The 19,483-nt window shown below is 70.6% G+C and carries 20 protein-coding genes and 1 pseudogene; 9 read left to right on the top strand and 12 right to left on the bottom strand.

Annotated elements, in window-relative coordinates; translation table 11 throughout:
- Nucleotides 1-148: 148 nt before the first annotated feature.
- Nucleotides 149-1,726, bottom strand: a complete 1,578-nt coding sequence (locus ACFV9H_RS25770) for a S8 family peptidase (protein WP_385402357.1) — start codon at nucleotides 1,724-1,726, stop codon at nucleotides 149-151.
- Nucleotides 1,727-1,950: 224 nt separating this feature from the next.
- Here ACFV9H_RS25770 and ACFV9H_RS25765 point away from each other — a divergent pair, with 224 nt between their 5' ends.
- The 3 genes from ACFV9H_RS25765 (at nucleotide 1,951) to ACFV9H_RS25755 (ending at nucleotide 5,095) form a co-directional block, all read left to right on the top strand.
- A complete protein-coding gene (locus tag ACFV9H_RS25765) occupies nucleotides 1,951-3,063 on the top strand; it encodes a pyridoxal-phosphate dependent enzyme (protein ID WP_385402355.1) in 1,113 nt (370 codons plus the stop codon).
- A 244-nt stretch (nucleotides 3,064-3,307) separates the two neighbouring features.
- Nucleotides 3,308-4,126, top strand: coding sequence for an isocitrate lyase/phosphoenolpyruvate mutase family protein (locus tag ACFV9H_RS25760; protein ID WP_385402352.1), 819 nt, complete (start codon nucleotides 3,308-3,310; stop codon nucleotides 4,124-4,126).
- A 54-nt stretch (nucleotides 4,127-4,180) separates the two neighbouring features.
- On the top strand, nucleotides 4,181-5,095 hold the full coding sequence (locus tag ACFV9H_RS25755) for an EamA family transporter (RefSeq protein WP_385402350.1): 915 nt from the start codon (nucleotides 4,181-4,183) through the stop codon (nucleotides 5,093-5,095).
- Between the two features lie 12 nt (nucleotides 5,096-5,107).
- Here the strand turns inward: ACFV9H_RS25755 and ACFV9H_RS25750 are convergent, their stop codons facing one another.
- From ACFV9H_RS25750 to ACFV9H_RS25735, 4 genes are all read right to left on the bottom strand, one after another.
- Entirely contained in the window at nucleotides 5,108-5,896 is a 789-nt protein-coding gene (locus ACFV9H_RS25750; RefSeq protein WP_385402348.1) for a trypsin-like serine peptidase, read from the bottom strand.
- Complete coding sequence (locus tag ACFV9H_RS25745; protein WP_385402345.1) at nucleotides 5,893-7,002, bottom strand: alpha/beta hydrolase; 1,110 nt, start codon at nucleotides 7,000-7,002, stop codon at nucleotides 5,893-5,895. Before ACFV9H_RS25745 ends, ACFV9H_RS25750 begins: the two co-directional genes overlap by 4 nt.
- Nucleotides 7,003-7,194: 192 nt before the next feature.
- Nucleotides 7,195-8,343 carry an alpha/beta hydrolase gene (locus ACFV9H_RS25740; RefSeq protein ID WP_385402342.1) on the bottom strand — a complete coding sequence of 383 codons (1,149 nt, stop codon included), beginning with the start codon at nucleotides 8,341-8,343 and terminating at the stop codon, nucleotides 7,195-7,197.
- A 124-nt stretch (nucleotides 8,344-8,467) separates the two neighbouring features.
- Entirely contained in the window at nucleotides 8,468-8,905 is a 438-nt protein-coding gene (locus ACFV9H_RS25735; protein ID WP_385402340.1) for a MarR family winged helix-turn-helix transcriptional regulator, read from the bottom strand.
- Between the two features lie 87 nt (nucleotides 8,906-8,992).
- Here ACFV9H_RS25735 and ACFV9H_RS25730 point away from each other — a divergent pair, with 87 nt between their 5' ends.
- Both ACFV9H_RS25730 and ACFV9H_RS25725 read left to right on the top strand, forming a co-directional pair.
- Nucleotides 8,993-9,973 (top strand): SMP-30/gluconolactonase/LRE family protein, encoded by a 981-nt coding sequence (locus tag ACFV9H_RS25730; RefSeq protein WP_385402338.1) that lies wholly within the window; start codon nucleotides 8,993-8,995, stop codon nucleotides 9,971-9,973.
- 367 nt (nucleotides 9,974-10,340) lie between these two features.
- A complete protein-coding gene (locus tag ACFV9H_RS25725) occupies nucleotides 10,341-10,955 on the top strand; it encodes an antibiotic biosynthesis monooxygenase (protein ID WP_385402336.1) in 615 nt (204 codons plus the stop codon).
- A gap of 95 nt (nucleotides 10,956-11,050) precedes the next feature.
- Here ACFV9H_RS25725 and ACFV9H_RS25720 read toward each other — a convergent pair whose 3' ends face one another.
- Nucleotides 11,051-11,305, bottom strand: a complete 255-nt coding sequence (locus ACFV9H_RS25720) for a Txe/YoeB family addiction module toxin (RefSeq protein ID WP_385402333.1) — start codon at nucleotides 11,303-11,305, stop codon at nucleotides 11,051-11,053.
- Nucleotides 11,302-11,409: pseudogene (locus tag ACFV9H_RS25715) on the bottom strand (type II toxin-antitoxin system prevent-host-death family antitoxin); the annotation flags it as partial. The pseudogene ACFV9H_RS25715 and the gene ACFV9H_RS25720, both read right to left, overlap by 4 nt.
- 40 nt (nucleotides 11,410-11,449) lie before the next feature.
- Here ACFV9H_RS25715 and ACFV9H_RS25710 point away from each other — a divergent pair.
- Together ACFV9H_RS25710 and ACFV9H_RS25705 are read left to right on the top strand one after the other, a co-directional pair.
- Nucleotides 11,450-11,719 (top strand): type II toxin-antitoxin system Phd/YefM family antitoxin, encoded by a 270-nt coding sequence (locus ACFV9H_RS25710; RefSeq protein ID WP_019434848.1) that lies wholly within the window; start codon nucleotides 11,450-11,452, stop codon nucleotides 11,717-11,719.
- Nucleotides 11,712-11,975 (top strand): type II toxin-antitoxin system RelE/ParE family toxin, encoded by a 264-nt coding sequence (locus tag ACFV9H_RS25705; protein WP_385402330.1) that lies wholly within the window; start codon nucleotides 11,712-11,714, stop codon nucleotides 11,973-11,975. The genes ACFV9H_RS25710 and ACFV9H_RS25705 overlap by 8 nt, the downstream gene beginning before the upstream one ends.
- A 268-nt stretch (nucleotides 11,976-12,243) precedes the next feature.
- Here the strand turns inward: ACFV9H_RS25705 and ACFV9H_RS25700 are convergent, their stop codons facing one another.
- The 3 genes from ACFV9H_RS25700 to ychF form a co-directional block, all read right to left on the bottom strand.
- On the bottom strand, nucleotides 12,244-12,927 hold the full coding sequence (locus ACFV9H_RS25700) for a restriction endonuclease fold toxin-2 domain-containing protein (protein ID WP_385402328.1): 684 nt from the start codon (nucleotides 12,925-12,927) through the stop codon (nucleotides 12,244-12,246).
- Nucleotides 12,924-13,898: a hypothetical protein gene (locus ACFV9H_RS25695; RefSeq protein ID WP_385402325.1), complete on the bottom strand. Its 975-nt coding sequence runs from the start codon at nucleotides 13,896-13,898 to the stop codon at nucleotides 12,924-12,926. Before ACFV9H_RS25695 ends, ACFV9H_RS25700 begins: the two co-directional genes overlap by 4 nt.
- A gap of 195 nt (nucleotides 13,899-14,093) precedes the next feature.
- Nucleotides 14,094-15,182, bottom strand: a complete 1,089-nt coding sequence (ychF, locus tag ACFV9H_RS25690; protein ID WP_385402322.1) for a redox-regulated ATPase YchF — start codon at nucleotides 15,180-15,182, stop codon at nucleotides 14,094-14,096.
- A 266-nt stretch (nucleotides 15,183-15,448) separates the two neighbouring features.
- On the opposite strand from ychF, the gene ACFV9H_RS25685 reads away from it, so the two are divergent.
- Nucleotides 15,449-15,838, top strand: a complete 390-nt coding sequence (locus ACFV9H_RS25685) for a DUF6542 domain-containing protein (protein ID WP_385402320.1) — start codon at nucleotides 15,449-15,451, stop codon at nucleotides 15,836-15,838.
- Here ACFV9H_RS25685 and ppgK read toward each other — a convergent pair.
- The gene (gene ppgK, locus ACFV9H_RS25680; RefSeq protein ID WP_385402318.1) at nucleotides 15,835-16,581 is read right to left on the bottom strand and encodes a polyphosphate--glucose phosphotransferase; all 747 of its coding nucleotides are present in this window, start codon (nucleotides 16,579-16,581) and stop codon (nucleotides 15,835-15,837) included. The two genes, ACFV9H_RS25685 and ppgK, sit on opposite strands and share 4 nt — an antisense overlap.
- Nucleotides 16,582-16,602: 21 nt before the next feature.
- The gene (locus ACFV9H_RS25675; protein WP_385402315.1) at nucleotides 16,603-17,607 is read right to left on the bottom strand and encodes a 4-hydroxy-3-methylbut-2-enyl diphosphate reductase; all 1,005 of its coding nucleotides are present in this window, start codon (nucleotides 17,605-17,607) and stop codon (nucleotides 16,603-16,605) included.
- Nucleotides 17,608-17,702: 95 nt separating this feature from the next.
- Between ACFV9H_RS25675 and ACFV9H_RS25670 the strand changes: the two genes are divergently transcribed.
- Nucleotides 17,703-19,052, top strand: coding sequence for an APC family permease (locus ACFV9H_RS25670; RefSeq protein WP_385402313.1), 1,350 nt, complete (start codon nucleotides 17,703-17,705; stop codon nucleotides 19,050-19,052).
- The last annotated feature ends 431 nt before the right edge of the window (nucleotides 19,053-19,483 follow it).

Here is a 19,483-nt window from a genome sequence, read left to right as displayed (position 1 = left end):
TCGGCGACGGGACGGGCGTCCGGGCGCGAACGAACGCGCGAATAGTACGCAGCGGGGGCGACCGGTCCATCGGTCGCCCCCGCCCTGTTCACCGCTCGGCGCGCCTGCTCAGCGCGCCCGCCCTGTGCCTCCGCTCAGCTCCGGTGCCTCAGAACTGGAGCGCCCAGGAGTCGATCTTCCCGGTGTCGATGTTGGCGTTGTCGTTCACGCGGAGCTTCCAGAGCCCGTTGGCGACCTCCGAGGAGGCGTTCACGGTGAAGGTCCGGATGATGTTGTCCGCGCTGCCGCCGGCCCGGTTGTGCAGGGTGTAGACGGAGCCGTCGGGGGCGACCAGGTCGACCTTCAGGTCACCGATGTAGGTGTGCTTGATGTCGACCGCGACGCTCAGGGTCGCGGGAGCGTTGCCCGGGACCCCGCTGACGGTGACCGGCGACTCGACGGTCGAGTTGTCGTTGATCGCGTAGTCGGCGGTGTTCTCGAACCGCTTGCCGGGCGGGACGGTGCCGCCGTCACCGACGTAGAGCAGCCGGTTCGGGGAGCCCGTGCCGGGGCTGGTCACCACGTTCGGGGTGGCGGCGTTCACCAGGCCGTCGCGGACCTGGGCCGGGGTGCTCGCCGGGTTCTGCGACAGGTAGAGGGCCGCCGCGCCCACGACGTGCGGCGTGGCCATCGAGGTGCCGGAGATGGTGTTGGTGGCGGTGTCCCCGGTGCCCCACGAGGAGGTGATGTTGGAGCCCGGCGCGAAGATGTCCAGGATGCTGCCGTAGTTGGAGAAGCTCGACTTCGCGTCGGTGTTGGTGGTGGAGCCGACCGTGATGGCCTCGGCGACGCGCGCCGGGGACTTCGTGGAGGCGTCGGTGGACTCGTTGCCCGCCGCGACGCCGTAGGTGATGCCGGAGGCTATGGAGTTGCGTACGGCGGTGTCGAGCGCGGAGTCCGCGCCGCCGCCGAGCGACATGTTCGCCACGGCCGGCTTGACCGCGTTCTGGGTCACCCAGTCGATGCCGGCGACGACCTGGGCGGTCGTTCCGGAGCCCTGGTTGTTGAGGACGCGGACGCCGACGATCTTGGCCTTCTTGGCCACGCCGTACGAACCGCCCGCGACGGTGCCCGCGACGTGCGTGCCGTGGCCGTGGCCGTCCTGGGCGGTGTTGTCGTTGTCGATGGCGTCGTAGCCGTAGGAGGCGCGGCCGCCGAAGTCCTGGTGGGTGATGCGGACACCGGTGTCGATGATGTACGCGGTGACGCCCTCGCCGGCCTTGTCCGGGTAGGTGTAGCTCTGGTTCAGCGGCAGCGCGCGCTGGTCGATGCGGTCCAGGCCCCACGACGGCGGGCTGGGCTGGGTGCCGGCGGCGCCGTCGACCGTGAAGACCCGGTTCTGCACGACCGACTTGACCGCCGGGTCGGCGGCGAGCTTTCTGGCCTGCGTCTCGGAGACCTCGACCGAGTAGCCGTTGAGGGCGGCGCTGTAGGTCCGGTCGATCTTCGCGCCGTACCGCTTGGCGACGGCCTTGCCGCTCTCGGAGGTGGAGCGGGCGGCGGAGTCCTTCAGGGTCACGATGTAGCTGCCGGAGACGGATCCGGGGGCGCCCGCGTTCTCGATGACCCCGAGCGCGCCGGTGTCGGCGGCCGAGGCGGGCAACGCGGCGGCGGCGCCCAGCGCGAGGGCCGCGACGGCGGTCGCACTGATGCCGGCGATCTTCCGGCGGGTGTGACGCACGGACATTGAGGGTCCTCCTCATAGGTGGTGCGTTGCGGGGGGTGAGGCGCGCAGCCGTCGGAGCACACCGGAAGAACAGCGGTGGTTAGCCATGCCCATGACAAGGCATTCGGCCCAACGGGCTGTCGCCACCGAAAGGTTGACCCACCTCCGCAGCACTCACAAGAGGACGGCGGAGACGTAACATCCGTGCCATACACCCGCCATGATCGAGCAAAGGCGCTCCGCACATGACGCACGCACTGCCCGGTTACATCTGCTCCGAGGACGGCACGCGCGCCGACGCCCGGACGGCTCCCTGGTGCTGCCCGGTCTGCGGCGGGCCCTGGGACCTCGACTTCGTACCGGATCCGGCCAGTCCGCTGGAGCCGGCCGTCGGGCCGAACTCGCTGTGGCGGTACGGGGCCGTACTGCCCCTGCCGGGCGCGTTCTCCGTCTCGCTGGCGGAGGGGCACACTCCACTGGTGCCGTTGGCGGAACGGGTTCACGCCAAACTCGACTTCCTGATGCCGACCCTGTCGTTCAAGGACCGGGGCGCGGTGATGCTCGCGGAACTGGCCCGCCGGCTGGCCCCGGAGCGGGTCGTGGCGGACAGCAGCGGCAACGCGGGGACCTCGGTGGCGGCGTACTGCGCGCGGGCCGGGCTGGATTGTGAAGTTTTCGTGCCCGAGGGCACCTCGGAGAAGAAGACCGAGCAGATGCGGGCGCACGGGGCCGTCGTACGGGTCGTCCGGGGCGGCCGCGAGGCCGCGGCGGAAGCGGCTCGGGCGGCCGCGGACCGGCCGGGGGTCTTCTACGCGAGCCACGTCTTCAACCCGTACTTCCTGCACGGCACGAAGACGTACGTGTACGAGATCTGGGAGGAGCTCGGCGGCCGCCTCCCGGAGGTTCTGGTCGTCCCCGTCGGCAACGGCACCCTGCTCCTCGGGGCCGCGCTGGCCGTGGAGGAGCTGGCGGGGCGCGGGGTCCGGCCGCCGGCGCTGATCGCGGTCCAGTCGGAGGCGGTGGCCCCGCTCGCCTCCGCCTTCGCGGCGGGCGCGGAGGACGCCGGGCCGGTGCCCCAGTTCCCCACCCTGGCGGAGGGGATCGCGATCCCCGCCCCGCCGCGCGCCCGTCAGATCCTGGCCGCGGTCCGCAAGTCCGGCGGCACCTTCCTGACGGTCCCGGACGCCCGGCTCCGCGAGGCCCAGCGGGACCTGGCCCGCCGCGGCCTGTTCGTCGAACCGACGGCCGCGGCGTGCTGGGCGGCCGTGGGCCCCACCGCCCCGGACGACCCGCTCCAGGGCCGCACGGCGGTGATCCCCCTGTGCGGCGCGGGAGCCAAGACGGGCCTGGCCCCATAGCCCACGCGGGCCCGTCCCCGGGCTCTGCCCGGACCCGCGCCTCAAACGCCGGCGGGGCTGGATGTGGCTGCTGCCCGCCCGCACGTGCGCGCCGTTTCCCGGGCTCTGCCCGGACCCGCGCCTCAAACGCCGGCGGGGCTGAAATTGCCCTACGGGCAATCCAGCCCCGGCGGCGGCGCCGCGCCCCGGCCTTCATGTCGGAAACCCGCGCGCCCCGACCCGCCCGGTCTGGTCAACTGGCCCCATGACCAAGAACCTTGACCTCGCCGCCAAAGCCACCGCGTTCGCGGAGCTGCACACCCCCACCACCCCCCTCCCCCTGGCCAACGCCTGGGACGTGGCCACCGCCCGCCTCGTCGAGGCGGCCGGCGCGCCCGCCGTGGCCACCACCAGCGCCGGCGTCGCCTGGTCCCTCGGCGCCCCCGACGGGGACACCCTGGCCCGCGACCGGGCCCTCGACCTCGTCGCCCGCGTGGCGGCCGCCGTGTCCGTGCCCGTGACCGCCGACATCGAGGGCGGCTTCGGCGCCGACCCCGCCGGGGTCGGCGAGACCGTCGCCGGGGTGCTGGCCGCCGGCGCGGTCGGCATCAACATCGAGGACGGCAACCGCGCCCCCGCCGAGCACGCGGAGCGCCTGGCCGCGGCCCGCGCCGCCGCCGACGCCGCCGGGGTCCCGCTCTACATCAACGCCCGCGTCGACACCTACCTCTTCGGGCTCGGCGACCCGGCGACCCGGCTCGACGAGACCCTCGCCCGCGCCGCCGCCTACCTCCGCGCCGGAGCCACCGGAGTCTTCGTGCCCGGCGTCACCGACCCGGCCACCGTCGCCGAGCTCGCCAAGGGCATCGACGCCCCGCTCAACATCCTCGTCGGCCCCGGCGCCCCGAGCGTCGCCGAGCTCGGCGCCCTCGGCGTCTCGCGCGTCAGCCTCGGTTCCTGGGTCGCGGAGGCCGCGTACGCCGTGGTCCGGCGCGCCACCGAGGAGTTGCTCTCCGCCGGGACCTACGGGACGCTCGCGCACGCGCTCCCGTACGGCGAGCTGAACGACCTGCTCAAGGGCTGAGACGCGCGCCTTAATCCAGAAGCTTGCATGGGCCAACGACCATAGGATCTGGCCATGCGCACATCAACTCCGGTGGGGAGCAGGCCGGCTGCGGCCGTCTGGACCGCCCTCGGCCTCGTCTACGTGGTCTGGGGTTCGACCTACCTCGGCATCCGGATCGTCGTCGAGACCATGCCGCCCTTCCTCTCCGCCGGAGCCCGCTTCATCACCGCCGGACTGCTGCTGGCCGGCGCCGTCGCCTGGCGGTACGGACCCGCCGCCCTCAAGGCCACCCGCGCCCAGCTCGGCTCGGCGGTCCTGGTCGGCCTGCTGCTGATCCTCGGCGGGAACGGCCTGGTCGTGCTCGCCGAGACCTCGGTGCCCTCCGGGCTGGCCGCGCTGCTGGTCGCGGCGGTGCCGATGTGGGTGGTGGTGCTGCGGGCGGGCACCGGGGACCGGCCGCCGCTGCGCACCCTGGGCGGGGTCCTGGTGGGGCTGGCCGGGCTCGCGGTGCTGACCAGCCCGGGGCTCAGCGGGGCCGTGCGGCTGTCCGGGGTGCTGCTGGTGCTGGCGGGTTCGGTGCTGTGGTCGCTGGGCTCGTTCTCGGCGTCGAAGCTGACCCTGCCGGAGAACCCCTTCACGGGCAGCGCGTACCAGATGCTCGCGGGCGGGATCGCCGGCGTGGTCGTCGGCCTGCTGCGCGGCGAGCACCGCGGTCTGGACCCGGCGGCCTTCTCCACCGCCTCCTGGCTGGCCCTCGGCTACCTGGTCGTCTTCGGCTCGCTCGTCGGCTTCACGGCGTACGTGTGGCTGCTCCAGGCCGCGCCGCTGTCGCTCGTGGCGACGTACGCGTACGTCAATCCGGTGGTCGCCGTCGCACTGGGATGGCTGATCCTCGACGAGGCCCTGACCTGGCCGATCGTGCTCGGCGGCGGGATCGTGGTGGCGGCGGTGGGCGTGATCGTCAGCACGGAGCGCGCCAAGAAGTAGCGCCGGGCCGGCTCAGCCCCGCGCCGCCCGCTCGTACAGGGCCTTGGCGCGCTCGTCGAAGAGCGCGGCCGTCGAGTCCACGTCCGTGTCCCCGCCGCTCAGTACGCCGATCAGCCGGCCGGGCCGGCCCGGACCGCCGCGGTCGGCGATCCAGGGGCTGCCGCTGGTGCCCGTCCAGAAGCCCGCGCAGCTCATGTACAGCATGTCGGGGTCGTCCTCGTCGTGCATGGTCTGCGTCGTGCAGGAGACGGGCTTGTTCTGCGGATTGTGCTCGGACTCCGGGTAGCCGACGACCGTCACGTCCCGGTCGTAACCGGAGGTCCACTCGGGTTTCGGGGCCTTCGCCGCGCCGCCGACCGCCTCCTGCACGCTGCGCCCGTCCTCGTCCGGCGCGACGGTGAGGAAGGCGAAGTCCGCGGTGTCCTCGCCCCACTTCGTCCAGCGGTCGTCCACGTGGATCGAGCGGACCTTCCACACCCCCAGGGGGTGGGTGCCGGCGCCCTCGCCGGAGAAGCCGGGGGCGAAGGCGAGCTCGCCGATGGCCAGGCCGTCGTGGGCGACCTCGCCCGGCTGCCCGTCCTCGCCGGCCGGGGCCACGCAGTGCGCGGCGGTGGCGACGACGTTGCCCTTCGGGCTGTCGACGACGCTCGCCGTGCACCAGTGCTCGCCGCCCGCGATGAGCACGCCGACGGTGGGGAAGGGGAGCACCGGCCGGTCGCCGGGCTTGAAGAACGCGACGGCGCACACCGCCGCGATCCCCGCCGCGGCGGCAGCCGAGGCGCCCTTCACCACGGTGCTCATCGCACGGCGGGGTCGGGGGTCGGCGCCGACATCACCTTGCTGATCCACTCCAGCGCGCCCTCCCTCATGCCTCGTACGTACGACTTCCCGTTGTGCTCTCCATCCTGGATCACCTGGAGCGTGGTGTGCACGGGGCCCTTCCCGTACTGCTTCATGAAGTTCTCGGCCTTTTCGCGGCCGGACTCGGCGGTGCCGATCTGGAAGTTGATGTAGACGTCCGGGCCGCCCGCGTTGATCAGCTTCTCGGCGAGCTTCTCCGGGTTGTCCTGGTCCATGGCCTGCGTGTTCCCGTTCCACAGCGGGGAATCGGGGACGATGTCGACCCCGCTCGCGATGGCCGCCTTGAAGCGGTCGGGGTGCTTGAGGACGTGCTTGAAGGCACCGAATCCGCCGGCCGAGGAGCCCATGAAGGCCCAGCCGTCGCGGGAGGTGAAGGTCCGGAAATTGGCCTTCGTGAAATCCGGGATGTCTTCGACCATCCAGGTGCCCATCTTGGGCTGGCCGGGGATGTCGGAGGCGTCGAAGTGGTGCTTGGTGTCGGCGTTGTGCACCGGCATGATCAGGATGAAGGGCAGGCTGGTGCCGGCCGCCGCCCCGTCGCTGACGGCCTTCTGCAGGCCGAGGCCGGGGCCGGTGCCCCAGTAGTTCGTCGGGTAGCCGCGGCCGCCGGGCAGGGAGATCAGGACCGGGAAGGCGCTCTTGGCGTACCTCGGCTCGTCGTACTCCTTGGGCACCCACACCCACACGTCACCCGTGAACCCGGACTTCGCCCCGGTGAGGGTGGTCTTGCCGATCTGGGTGCCGTCCGGCAGCCGGCTGGTACGGGTGAACTCGGCCTTCGGGCCGGTCGGCATGCGCACCTCCGGCGGGAGCTCGGAGACCGCCGCGGTCTTGGAGGTCTGGGAGGTCTTCTCCTGCTCCTTCCCGAAGGAGACCGGCTCCCCCACGTCCGAGAAGAGGCCGTACTTGTACGCTGCCGCCCCGCCTCCGACGGCCAGGACGGCGGCGAGCCCACCGCTGATCAGAAGCAGGCGCCTGCGCGGGCGCTTGGGGCGACGGCCGCCCTCGGTCATGGGGCTGCCGTCGCCTTGCTGGTCATACTGCACGGATTTTGTCCCGTTCCCTCTCCGGCGCTCGCCTCGGAGCGCGGGTCGGACCGTTCGGTCCCCCTTACACCCTTGACAGAGGTATGAACGACGCGACGGGTTGCCCGGGACGGGCGTGACGTGGCGAGCGCCACCCGAGGGGGCCGGTCGTTCGGGTGACCGTTCGAGGCAGCCGACAGGGTCGGCGGCCGATCACCCGGCCGCTTCGGGCTTGGGGCCCTTCAGCACCTTGCTGATCCACTCCAGGGAGCCTTCCTTCATGCCCCGGACGTAGTGCCAGCCGTTGTGCTCGCCGTTCTGGATGTCGCGGATGGTCGTCTTGACCGGCCCCTTGCCGTAGGCCTGCACGAACTTCGTCATCCGATCCTTCCCGCTCTCCTTCGTGCCGACCTGGAAGTTGATGTAGACCTCGGGCCCGTTGGTGTCGATCAGCTTCTTGGCGAGGGTCTCGGGGTTGTTCGCGTCCATCTCCGCCTGGTGGCCCTTCCACAGCGGGGAGTCGGGGACGATCTCGCCGCCGCTGGCGATCACGGCCTTGAACTTGTCCGGGTGCTGCAGGAGCGTCTTCATGCCGACGAACGCGCCGGAGGAGGAGCCCATGAAGGCCCAGCCGTCACGGGACTTGTACGTACGGAAGTTGGCCCGGGTGAAGTCCGGGACGTCCTCGGCGATCCAGGTGCCCATCTTCGGCTGGCCGGGGATGTCGGCGCCGTCGTAGTAGTACTTGTTGTCCGGGTTGAGCACCGGCATGATCACGATGAAGGGCAGGCTGGTGCCGGCCTGGACGCCTTCGGTGATGGCCTTCTGGAGGCCGAGGCTGCGGTCGGCCCAGTAGTTGTTCGGGAAACCGTTGCCGCCGGGGAGCGCGATGAGCACCGGGAAGGCGCTCTTGGCGTACTTCGGGTCGTCGTACTCCTTGGGCGCCCACACCCATACGTCGCCCTCGAAGCCGGACTTCGCGCCCGCGAGGCGGGTCTTGGCGATGATCGTGCCGTCGTCCAGCTTGGCGGTCTGCTTGAAGTCGGACTTCGGGCCGCTCGGCATCTGCACGTCCGGGTCGCCGGTGGGCTTGGGCGAGGGCGCCGGGGCGCTCGGGTCGCTCTTCTCCGGGCCGGCCGGGGCCGGGGTCGGCTTGCCGAAGCTCACCGCGTCGCCGTTGCCGGAGAACCAGTCGAACTTCCAGGCGGCGAAGCCACCGCCGCCGAGGAGGAGCGCGAGGGCGACCACGGCGCTGATCCATATTCGGCGCCGGGACCGCTCGGGCCGCGGCCCCTCGGGCACGTCGGACTCGTACGGCTCGTCGGGCCGGGGCGGGGCCGGGGGCTGCGGGTGCTGGTGCACGAACTTCGCTCCGAACGGTTGTGACTGCCCCACGGGCAGAACGGCTTGCTGCTTTTCCTGATGTACGAATGCCGCCCGCAGTTCCAAATCCCGGCAAAAACATGGCCGGAACGCCGGGTGAACATCAGCGCTGCGCGTCGAGGACCTCGGCGCACCGGCCCAACAGCGCGATGAGCTGCTCCCGCTCCTCCGCGGTGAACTCGGCGGCCAGCGCCCGCTCGACGCGCACCGCGCCGGAGTCCGCCTGCTCCATCACCGCGCGGCCCTCCTGCGTGAGGCGGGTCTCCAGCACGTTGCGGTGCAACTCGTGCGGGGTGCGTTCGATGAGCCCGCGGTCCTGGAGGTTCTTCAGGACGGTGTTCATGGTCGGCGGCGTCACCCCGCACAGCCGGGCGAGCGCGGCGGCGGAAACGCCGGGCTTCTCGGCCAGCCAAAGCAGCGCGGCGTACTGCGGAACCGTTACTGCGGCCGGCTTGACCGCGACGTTCTTCGCCGCGAGGAGCGCCTGCTCGGCGCGCTTGATGTGCGCGCCGATGCGCTCGTCGGGGGCCATGGAGGTCATTCCCGCATCCTACGACCCTTGCGCACATTAGAGCTCTAACATAGATTCGCCCACACACGCCAAGTAGAGGACACCGGAGCCAACGTGATGAAACTCCTCACCACCACCGCCCTGACCGCCACCCTGACCCTGGTCTGCCTGGGGGCGGCGCCGGCATCGGCCCGGTCGCAGTCGGCCGACGCCCGAATATCCACCGCCTTCTCCATACCCGGCGCGAAGGTCTACCCCGAGGGCATCGCCACCGATCCCCGTACCCACACCGTCTACGTGGGCTCGTACGCGGACGGCACCGTCTACCGGACCCGCCCCGGCCGCACCGAGGCGGAGGTGTTCCTGCCCTCCGGAACCGACGGCCGCCGCACGGCGAACGGCCTGCGGGTCGACGCCCTCGGCCGGCTCTGGGTGACGGACTCCACGGCCGGGGTCGCGGTCTACGACACCGCGACCGGTTCCCGGCTGGCCCACTTCGAGGTGGCCGGCACGGCCGCCCACTTCGTCAACGACCTGACGATCACCCCGGACGGCGCCGCGTACCTCACCGACAGCATCCGCGGGGTGATCTACCGGGTGACCCCGGAGCAGCTGGCCGCCGGTAGCGGCCCCCTCACCCCGGCGTACGACCTCTCCCCGGCCCTGCGCCCCCGCCCGGCGGGCGGCTTCAGCCTCAACGGCATCGTCTCGGACCGCGCCGGCCGCTACCTCCTCACCGTGGACATGCCGGAGGGCGACCTCTACCGCGTCGACCTCACCACCGGGACCGTCAGTCGCGTCGACCTCGGCGGCCGGGACATGAAGGCCGCCGACGGTCTCGCCCTCTCCCCCGACGGCACCCTGCGCGTGGCGCACAACACCACCAACACGCTGACCCGCTGGCAGCTCACCGCGAACGGCACCCGGGCCCGCCTGACCCGCACGATCACGGACCCGTCGCTACAGATCCCGACGACCCTCGCCCACACCCCGGGCCGCACCCTGGTGGTCCGCTCCCAGTTCGACAAGGGCGGCCCGCTGACCCCGAGCACGGGCACCCCCACCACGTTCACGGTCGCCGCGGTCCGCGGGCTCTGACGGCCCGGCGCCGACGGAGTCGTCGAGCCCGAACGACGACGCCCCGAGAGACGAGGCCTCTCCGGGACGTCCAGCCGGCCTCCGGTCACCGGCGCCCGCTCACACCACCGGGGCTCTGGCACGAGGTGGGCCGCACCGAGCGCCGCGAGCACGGCGGCGGCGGCGATCCGACCCATACGTTGCATCATGCGAACTACACCCCCTTTCCAGACTTACGCCCTTCCGAGCCAGCCCTCCCCCCACCGATGGCGCGACCCCGCATCTTCACCTGATTGCCCCGGCCACGTTGCCCCCGTCCGCCCCGGCCATCGAATGGAGTGGGGAACAGGAGCCCGCACGGGGCCACCGGAAGGCAGGAAAGGGCGCTATGTACGTTCGCAGCATCTATGCAACGGGTGATCCGGCCGAGCTCGACGGGGTCGCCGAGTCGCTCCGAACCGACGGGCGGGCGCTGCTGTCGGCGCAGCCGGGCTTCCGTGGGATGGGCCTGTTCGCCGACCGCGAGCTCGGCAAGCTCCTGGTCGGATCCTGGTGGGAGGACGAGGCCTCCCGGCAGGCCAGTTTCGAGAACCTGAGCAAGCGGCGGGCCGAGATGATGGCGCCCTTCGCGCAGACCGTGGCGATCGACAACTGGGAAGCGGCGGTCGCCCGGCGCGCGGAGGAACTCGGCCCCGGCGCGGGGTTCCGGCTGGTCCGCATGGACGTCGAGCCGTCCGACATCGACCTGCTGGTGGACACGTTCCGCGACACCTCACTGCCCAAGGTCCAGAAGATCCCGGGACTCGCCGGCATCTCCCTCCTCGTCGACCGCGACCGGGGCAGAGCCGCCGTCGGCGCGCTCTACACCGACCGCGACGCCCTCGTGGCATCCCGTGGCGCCGTCGCGGCGGTCCGCGCAGAGGCCACGGCGAAGGCCCGCGCGACCACCAGCAGCCTGGAGGAATTCGAGGTGATCCTCGCGACGGCGGTCCCCCACGCCTGACCCGTGCCGCCGGCCCGCCGGCTTGAGCTGCGGGCCGCTACGGCGAAGCCATGACCGCGCTGCCCGACTGGATGAAAAGGCAGCACCATGAGCGGTCAGTACTGGTACCGGGCCGCGAGGATGACGATCTCGTTGTCCGTTACCAGGTAGACGAGGCGGTGCTCGTCGTCGATCCGCCGCGACCACACCCCGGGCAGGTGGTACTTCAAAGGTTCGGGCTTACCGATCCCCGAGAAGGGGTCGCGCCCGACGTCCTCAGCGAGCTTGTTGATCCGGGCGAGCACCTTGCGGTCGTTCTTGAGCCAGGACGTGTAGTCCTCCCAGCCCTGGTCCTCGAAGACAAGCCTCACGCGGCACCCGCACCTGCGTCCGCGGAGTCGGGATCGATCAGCTCGCGCTCCGACACGTTGATGTGGGCCAGAGCATTCTCGTACGCCTTGAGTAGCCGACGGGCAGCGTTGTGTACACATGGGACACTCGGTACGCTTGAGCGCATGACGCAGCCACTGCCCATAGAGTCCATCCGCGACGTGCGCGCGCATTTGGCGGAGGTCGTGGAGCGCGCCGATCGCGACGACGTGCCCACAGTGATCACGCGCCGAGGCAAGGAAGTCGCCGCCGTCGTCTCCATCGAGGTGCTGCGCAAGTACCAGGAGTGGGAAGAGCGCGAGATCAACCGGATCATCGACGAGCGCATGGCCAACCCCGCACCCGGCATCCCCATCGAGGACATCATGAGGGAGACGCTGGCGCGCGGTGAGTGAGTACCGAACCGTCTTCCGCCCCGAGGCGCAGGCCGAGCTTCGGAAGATCCCTCGAGACATGGCGCTGCGCATCCTGGCCAAGCTGACCGAGTTGGAGACTGACCCACTCGGCCTCAACACCACCGCACTCGTGTCCCAGCCCGAACGACGCCGTCTGCGCGTCGGCGACTACCGCGTCGTCTACACGATCGACAACGGAGAACTGGTGGTCTGGGTCGTTCACGTGGGACACCGGTCCACCGTCCACGACACCTGACGCAGACTGATCCGGCGTCAGAACATCCAGCACCCATCCAGCACGGTGACGGCGAAGGGGCCGACTCCCGGAGGAGTCGACCCCTTCTGACCTGCATGTCTGCCACGTCAGCGACGTGGTGTCATTCCATCCGCTCACACCTTGAAGCGGAATGTCTGCGGCCCGTTCCTGACCTGCGGCGGAGCCACGCACAACGCCCTGACCAGCTATTTCTCCGTTGGTGTGCGTTGGGTCCCGACGGTGACTTACGGGTGTCCTGCGGACTGGCCTACGGGGTCTCGACGGAGTCGAGGTGCCTGCGCAACTCCGCGGCGATGTCCTCGTCGCCACCCTCGGCAGGCAGCGGCCACGGGTCCTGCTCGCCGTTCGCCACAGCGAGGCTGCTCGCGAACCAGACGAGGGGGGTGCAGGCACGAAGGAGTCCCGGAGCCACCGCGCGAAGACAGCGGCTTCGCTGGCGGTCACATCGGTCAGAGTGATGAAGGCATAGTCGGGCTTGGGCATCGACGCAGTCCCGTCGATCCATACGCCAGGCGCCAGCGTTGCCCTTGCCGTTCGTGACGATCTCCAGTCCCCGTATCTCGCTGTTCGCGGGGTTCTCCATGGCTTGCTTGTACCGAACGAGCTCCTTCTCGTCACCGGCGTACATGGAGTCGATGACGGGATCCCAAGCGATCTTTCCCTGCGAGTCCACCTTGACCGGTTTGGTCAAAGTCTCTTCCAAGCGGTCAAGCGATCGGAAGCTCTTCTTCTTGCAGTCGGGATCGCGAACGTGCTTCGCCTCGACGAGGTACCCGTCAACGGGCCGTATGCCGTCCACCATCAGTCCACGGTTCTTGCCGGCCAGTGGCACCTCCCGCTCCGGGTACCCGGAAGTGCGCAACTGGTAGGCGTTGTCCGGATCGCTCGGGCCTCCGCCGCCTGCGAAGCCGCCAGGCGTGAGCGAGTTCATCCACGTGCGAAATTGCTGCTGCTCAGAGGCCGTGAGCAGCTTCGTGGTACCGGGGACCGGAGCGAGTCGAGCGCGTGGGCGACGTCGCCCAGATCGCGTATCCAGGAGTCGCCGAGAACGGCATCGTGCAGCCCACCGTCGTAGCCGTTGGCTCCGAACATGGGAGTGTCCCAGGGCATGTCCACTTCGAACAGGGCGCTCTTGTGTTCCTGGATCTTCGTCTTGGCGACTTCCACGTGATCGGCGTACCGATGGCATGCCTTTGCCAGCTGGGAGCAGACGGCGACCAGGTTCGTCACCAGGGGTTCGTCTTGCTGCGCCTTCGCCGGCGGGCAGGTAAGACCGACAGAGTGCTTGAAGTACGACTGGAAGGCATCTGCCGCCTCCCCGGAGTGCGCTTTGCCGGCAATCGATGCATAGGTCTGGGCGTCTTCCAGGAAGCGCTGCAGGAGGGAGCCCGCGTGCTGCCAGGACTTTGCAACGTCGCGGATCTTCTCCGGTGAGCCGCGGAACCGGTCACTACGCCCCGCCGGCGCGTACTGGTCGTACCAAGCGGTTTCGCCCACCACTTCGGGGAGCCCCTGCCCGAGGCCGAGATAGGTCTCCGCGCAGTCGGCACCCGGGTCACCCATGCCCACGGTGAGGTCGACCTGCTTGCCCAGGAACGCCGACACCTGCCGGCTCTCCGCGGCCATGAATTCACGGGCATTGCGCATCAGACCACGACTCCGGGCCCCGAAGATGTAAGAGCTGAACCCCATCTTGTCCAGCGCCGTGGACGCCGCGGACACGTAGACCTTCGCGAACGAGCGGCCCGCATCGTCATCACCGGCCATCCCGTGCTGCCGCGCCAGCTCGTGGCCGAGCGCGATGGCGGTGTCCCGAGCCCCACGCATCGACTCGATCAGCCCCATGGATCCGCGGATCATGCCCTCCGCGATGAACTCCAATTCAGGCGCAAGTCCGCTCATGGCGCCCCTCCCCACTGCAGACGTGAACGATCAAGCTAACGCCCGAATACAGCAACGTCTGCGCGAGATTGCGCCTAGAGTTCGAATGATCGTCGAGGAGGTCTCCCCGGGGGTCAAAGCGTTCTGCGGACCGTTGCGGACAGCACAACGGCCTGACCCGCGTTCTCGCAGGTCAGGCCGCCTTTAGGTATGCGATCAGACGTTGAAGCGGAACTCGACCACGTCGCCGTCCTGCATGACGTACTCCTTGCCCTCCATGCGGGCCTTGCCCTTCGCGCGGGCCTCCGCCACCGAGCCGCATTCGACCAGGTCGGCGAAGGAGATGACCTCCGCCTTGATGAAGCCGCGCTGGAAGTCGGTGTGGATGACGCCCGCCGCCTCGGGGGCGGTGGCGCCCTTCTTGATCGTCCAGGCGCGGGTTTCCTTCGGGCCTGCCGTCAGGTAGGTCTGGAGGCCCAGGGTGGCGAAGCCGACGCGGCCCAGGGTGGCCATGCCCGGCTCGTCCTGGCCGACCGACTGGAGGAGTTCGAGGGCCTCGTCGTCCTCCAGCTCGATGAGCTCCTGCTCCAGCTTCGCGTTCAGGAAGATCGCCTCGGCCGGGGCGACCAGTGCGCGCTGCTCGTCCTTGAAGGCCTCGTCCGTCAGCTCGTCCTCGTCCACGTTGAAGACGTAGAGGAAGGGCTTGGTGGTGAGGAGGTGCAGCTCGTGGAGGAGGTCGCCCTGCTCCGTGCCCTTGGTGATGCCCTTCGAGAAGAGGGTGTCGCCCGCTTCGAGGATCTTCTTGGCCTCGACGACGGCCGCGAGGACCGCGACCTTCTCCTTCTGGAGGCGGGACTCCTTCGTCAGGCGCGGCTCCGCCTTCTCGATCGACTGGAGGTCGGCGAGGATCAGCTCGGTGTTGATCGTCTCGATGTCGTCCTTGGGCGAGACCTTGCCGTCGACGTGGACGACGTTCTCGTCCTTGAAGGCGCGGATGACCTGGCAGATCGCGTCCGACTCGCGGATGTTCGCGAGGAACTTGTTGCCGAGACCCTCGCCCTCCGAGGCGCCGCGCACGATGCCGGCGATGTCGACGAAGTCCACCGTCGCCGGGAGGACCTTCTGCGAGCCGAAGAGGCCGGCGAGGACGGCCAGGCGCGCGTCCGGGACGCCGACGACGCCGACGTTCGGCTCGATGGTGGCGAACGGGTAGTTGGCCGCCAGCACGTCGTTCTTGGTCAGGGCGTTGAACAGGGTCGACTTGCCGACATTCGGCAGGCCGACGATTCCGATCGTGAGCGACACGTTGGCGACTTCCCGTAGCTGGAGGGGGCGGCGGCCCGGAGTGGGCCATCGGACAGTTTACTTTCCGATGAGTGGCGGTGGATGTACGCGTGTCCGGGACCGGATCCGACCGCCTCCCCGCCTAGTTTGGAGGGGTGGAGCAATACAGGACGCGACCGGCCCCTCACCCCCAGCGAACCCCGAGATCCCAGCGGCCCCAGCGGCCCCTGCGGCCGCCGGCACAGCGCACACGGCCGACCGTCACCGCCGCGAGCGTGGCGCGGCGGATGCCGCGGCCCCGGCTGACGGGGCTCGGCGGCGGGTTGTTCGCGTGTGCCGCCATGGTGTTGGTGGCCGGGATCGCCTGGCTCCTCTTCGACTCGTCCCTGTTCGTTTACGGGCTGCTGTTCCCGCCCGTCGCGGCCGCGACCGCCCTGTGGGTGCGGCCGGCCGATCTGATCACCGCGCCGATCGCCGCCCCCATCGCCTTCGCCGCCGGAGTGTGGCCCGTGTCGGGCGGCTCCGGCGGCTTCGGCGGGCAACTGATGGGGCTGGTGTCCGCGCTGTCCCTGCACGCCGGGTGGCTGTACGCCGGGACGCTGGTCGCCGCCCTGATCGTGGTCGTACGGAAGGCCGTACTGATCGGGAGGCGGAGGGTTCCGCGGCGCGTCGGCTAGTGCTGTGACGCCTTCGCGGCCATGGCCGCGCCGACGATGCCCGCGTTGTTCTGGAGCTTCGCCGGAACGATCTCCGCCCGGATCCCCTCGATCAGCGGCAGGAACTTCTCCGGCTTGCGGCTGACCCCGCCGCCGATGATGAAGAGGTCCGGGGAGAAGAGCATCTCCACGTGCGCGAGGTACTTCTGCAGCCGGTGCGCCCAGCGCTCCCAGGTGAGCTCCCCGTCCTCCTTGGCCTTCACCGACGCCCGCGTCTCCGCGTCGTGGCCCTTCAGCTCCAGGTGGCCGAGTTCCGAGTTCGGGACCAGTCGCCCGTCCGTGAACAGGGCACTGCCGATGCCCGTGCCCAGGGTGAGCAGGATGACCGTGCCCGAGCGGTCGCGGCCCGCCCCGTACGTCATCTCCGCGACGCCCGCCGCGTCCGCGTCGTTGAGGACCGTCACCGGCAGGCCGCCCAGCTCGCGCGTGAGCAGCGCCGCCGCGTCGACGCCGACCCATCCCTTGTCGACGTTCGCCGCCGAACGGGTGATCCCGTTCGTGACCACGCCCGGGAAGGTGACCCCGACCGGCCCCGACCACGAGAAGGCGCCGATCACCTCCGCGACACAGCCCGCCACTCCCTCGGGAGTGGCGGGCTGTGGTGTCAGCACCTTGTGGCGCTCCTGCGCCAGGTCGCCCCGCGCCAGGTCCACGGGAGCGCCCTTGATCCCGGATCCGCCGATGTCCACACCCATGATCTGCATGGACATACCGTACGAAAGGACTTACTTGTCGGCGACCAGTTCGGCCGCTTCGGCACGCAGATCGCGCCGCAGTTCCTTCGGGAGGGAGAAGACGATCGACTCCTCCGCCGTCTTGACGATCTCGACGTCGGCGTAACCGCGCGCGGCCAGCCACTCCAGGACCTCCTCGACCAGCACCTCCGGCACCGAGGCGCCCGAGGTCAGGCCGACCGTGGTGACGCCCTCCAGCCAGGCCTCGTCGATCTCGCTCGCGAAGTCGACCAGGTGGGCGGCCTTTGCACCGGCGTCGAGGGCGACCTCGACCAGGCGGATGGAGTTCGAGGAGTTCTTCGAGCCGACGACGATGACCAGGTCGGAGTCCGCGCCCATGACCTTGACCGCGGCCTGCCGGTTCGAGGTGGCGTAGCAGATGTCGTCGCTGGGCGGGGAGACGAGGAGCGGGAACTTCGTCTTCAGCGCGTCGACCGTCTCCATGGTCTCGTCGACCGAAAGGGTGGTCTGCGAGAGCCAGACGACCTTCGACTCGTCACGGACCTGGACCTTGTCCACGTCGTCCGGGCCGTCGACGATCGTGATGTGGTCCGGGGCCTCGCCCGAGGTGCCGATGACCTCCTCGTGCCCCTCGTGGCCGATGAGGAGGATGTCGAAGTCCTCGTTCGCGTATCGGATCGCTTCCTTGTGCACCTTGGTGACCAGCGGGCAGGTGGCGTCGATCGTCGCGAGCTTGCCGCGCGCCGCCTCCTCGTGCACCACCGGCGCCACGCCGTGCGCGGAGAACATCACGATGCTGCCCTCGGGCACCTCCTCCGTCCGCTCGACGAAGATGGCGCCCTTCTTCTCCAGGGTCTGGACGACGTACTTGTTGTGCACGATCTCGTGCCGCACGTAGACCGGCGCCCCGTACTGCTCAAGGGCTTTCTCGACGGCGATCACGGCTCGGTCCACGCCCGCGCAGTAGCCGCGGGGCGCGGCGAGCAGGACACGGCGGGAAGCGGGAGCAGGGGCGGGAGCAGTCATGGGATCCATCGTACGGGGGCCCCCGGCAGGCCGGGCGTCCCCCGTCCGGCACACACTTGCCGGGAAGATCAGAAAAAACGTCCCGACTTTCGCCCGGAGGACTGATGGCGTCCGCTACGGATTCCAGCGACACGGCGCCCACCGCCCTACGGCGGAGCCTCGGCTTCCGGGACCTGGTGGTCTACGGGCTGCTCTTCATCGCCCCGATGGCCCCCGTCGGGGTCTTCGGCACCCTCGACGCGAAGTCGCACGGCGCCGTCGCCCTCGTCTACCTCGTCGCGACGGTCGCGATGGCCTTCACGGCCTTCTCGTACGCGCAGATGGTCCGGGTCGCCCCACAGGCCGGCTCGGTCTTCACCTACGCCCGCAAGGGCCTGGGCGAGGGGCCCGGCCTGATCGCCGGGTGGATGGCGATGCTGGACTACCTGCTGATCCCGGCGGTCGCGTACCTCTTCTCGGGGATCGCGATGAACGCGCTGGTGCCGGAGGTCTCGCGGTGGGTGTGGACGGCTCTGGCGGTGGTCGTGACCACCGCCCTCAACCTGTGGGGCGTACGGGCCGCTGCGCGCGTGGGTTTCGCCGTGCTGGCCATGGAGATCCTGGTCCTGCTGGTCTTCCTCGTGGCGGCGGTGACGGTGCTGGTCCGCGACGGGGCGCAGCGCGGCTGGCTCTCCCCGCTGACCGGCGACGGCTCGCTCGGCTTCAGCGTCGGCGCGGTGCTGGGCGCGGTGTCGGTGGCGGTGCTGTCGTACCTGGGCTTCGACGCGATCGCCTCCTTCGCGGAGGAGGTGACGGGGGGCTCGCGGCGGGTGGCGCGGGCGGTGCTGTTCTGCCTGGGGCTGGCGGGGGTGCTGTTCATCGCGCAGAGCTACCTGGCGGCGCTGCTGATGCCCGCGTCGGCGGCGGAGCTGGCGGCCGATCCCGGGCAGCAGGGCCCGGCCTTCTACAACGCGGTGGAGGCCTCGGTCGGCTCCTGGCTGCACGACCTGGTGGCGGTCAGCAAGGCCGTCGGGGCGGCCTTCGCCGCGCTGGCCGGGCAGGCGGCGGCCGGCCGGCTGGTGTTCGCGATGGCCCGGGAGGGGCGGCTGCCGCGGGCCCTGGCGCGCACCTCGGACGGCACTCCGCGGCCGGCGCTGCTGGTGGCGGCGACGGTGACGCTGATCGCGGCGGTGTGGGCGGCCCGGCGCGACGACGGGCTCGACCACCTGGTCTCCGTCGTCGACGTCGGGGCGCTGGTGGCGTTCACGCTGCTGCACGCCTCGGTGGTCGGCTGGTTCGTGGTCAAGCGGCGGGAGGGGCCGCCGGAGTGGTGGAAGCACCTGGTGGTGCCGGTGCTGGGGGCGGCGGTGACCGTGGCGGTGATCGTCGAGGCCTCGTGGACGGCGCAGGTGGTGGGGGCGGTGTGGCTGGCGGTGGGCCTGGGCGTGCTGTTCGCCCAGCGCGGCTCCGGCTGAGCGGCTCCCCTACCGGGGCTCAACCCCGCACCCCGCGCCTCAAACGCCGGCGGGGCTGGGTTGTGCCCCCTGGCCGGGACCGGCCCGGTCGGGGCGGCTTCGTTGCCGGGGCTCCGCCGTGTGCCTCCCGGCGGGGCTGAGTTTGCCCCCTGGCCGGGACCGGCCCGGTCGGGGCGGCGCTGCTGCCGGGGCTCCGCCGCGTGCCTCCCGGCGGGGCTGGGTTATGCCCCCTGGCCGGGCCCGGCCTGTGCGGGGCGACTTCGTTGCCGGGGCTCCGCCCCGGACCCCGCGCCTCAAACGCCGGCGAGGCTGGATTTTCCTGGGCCGGGACCGGCCGGGTTGGGGCGGTGCCCCGCCGGAGCATCTCCTCGTCCTCGCGCACTTGGCAGGTGCTTCGACAGGGAGGGTGGTTGCGCGCTCGTCCTGCGGGG

The organism is Streptomyces sp. NPDC059874, assembly GCF_042731135.1.
Lineage (GTDB): Bacteria > Actinomycetota > Actinomycetes > Streptomycetales > Streptomycetaceae > Streptomyces.
Note: the sequence above shows the minus strand (reverse complement) of the source record. Positions and strands in the feature narration are given on the sequence as shown.

Coding starts and splice junctions, on each gene's coding strand:
- ACFV9H_RS25770 (WP_385402357.1), bottom strand. CDS start 1,726: ATGTCCGTGCGTCACACCCGCCGGAAGATCGCCGGCATCAGTGCGACC.
- ACFV9H_RS25765 (WP_385402355.1), top strand. CDS start 1,951: ATGACGCACGCACTGCCCGGTTACATCTGCTCCGAGGACGGCACGCGC.
- ACFV9H_RS25760 (WP_385402352.1), top strand. CDS start 3,308: ATGACCAAGAACCTTGACCTCGCCGCCAAAGCCACCGCGTTCGCGGAG.
- ACFV9H_RS25755 (WP_385402350.1), top strand. CDS start 4,181: ATGCGCACATCAACTCCGGTGGGGAGCAGGCCGGCTGCGGCCGTCTGG.
- ACFV9H_RS25750 (WP_385402348.1), bottom strand. CDS start 5,896: ATGAGCACCGTGGTGAAGGGCGCCTCGGCTGCCGCCGCGGCGGGGATC.
- ACFV9H_RS25735 (WP_385402340.1), bottom strand. CDS start 8,905: ATGACCTCCATGGCCCCCGACGAGCGCATCGGCGCGCACATCAAGCGC.
- ACFV9H_RS25730 (WP_385402338.1), top strand. CDS start 8,993: ATGAAACTCCTCACCACCACCGCCCTGACCGCCACCCTGACCCTGGTC.
- ACFV9H_RS25725 (WP_385402336.1), top strand. CDS start 10,341: ATGTACGTTCGCAGCATCTATGCAACGGGTGATCCGGCCGAGCTCGAC.
- ACFV9H_RS25710 (WP_019434848.1), top strand. CDS start 11,450: ATGACGCAGCCACTGCCCATAGAGTCCATCCGCGACGTGCGCGCGCAT.
- ACFV9H_RS25700 (WP_385402328.1), bottom strand. CDS start 12,927: ATGAACTCGCTCACGCCTGGCGGCTTCGCAGGCGGCGGAGGCCCGAGC.
- ACFV9H_RS25695 (WP_385402325.1), bottom strand. CDS start 13,898: ATGAGCGGACTTGCGCCTGAATTGGAGTTCATCGCGGAGGGCATGATC.
- ACFV9H_RS25685 (WP_385402320.1), top strand. CDS start 15,449: ATGCCGCGGCCCCGGCTGACGGGGCTCGGCGGCGGGTTGTTCGCGTGT.
- ppgK (WP_385402318.1), bottom strand. CDS start 16,581: ATGCAGATCATGGGTGTGGACATCGGCGGATCCGGGATCAAGGGCGCT.
- ACFV9H_RS25675 (WP_385402315.1), bottom strand. CDS start 17,607: ATGGATCCCATGACTGCTCCCGCCCCTGCTCCCGCTTCCCGCCGTGTC.
- ACFV9H_RS25670 (WP_385402313.1), top strand. CDS start 17,703: ATGGCGTCCGCTACGGATTCCAGCGACACGGCGCCCACCGCCCTACGG.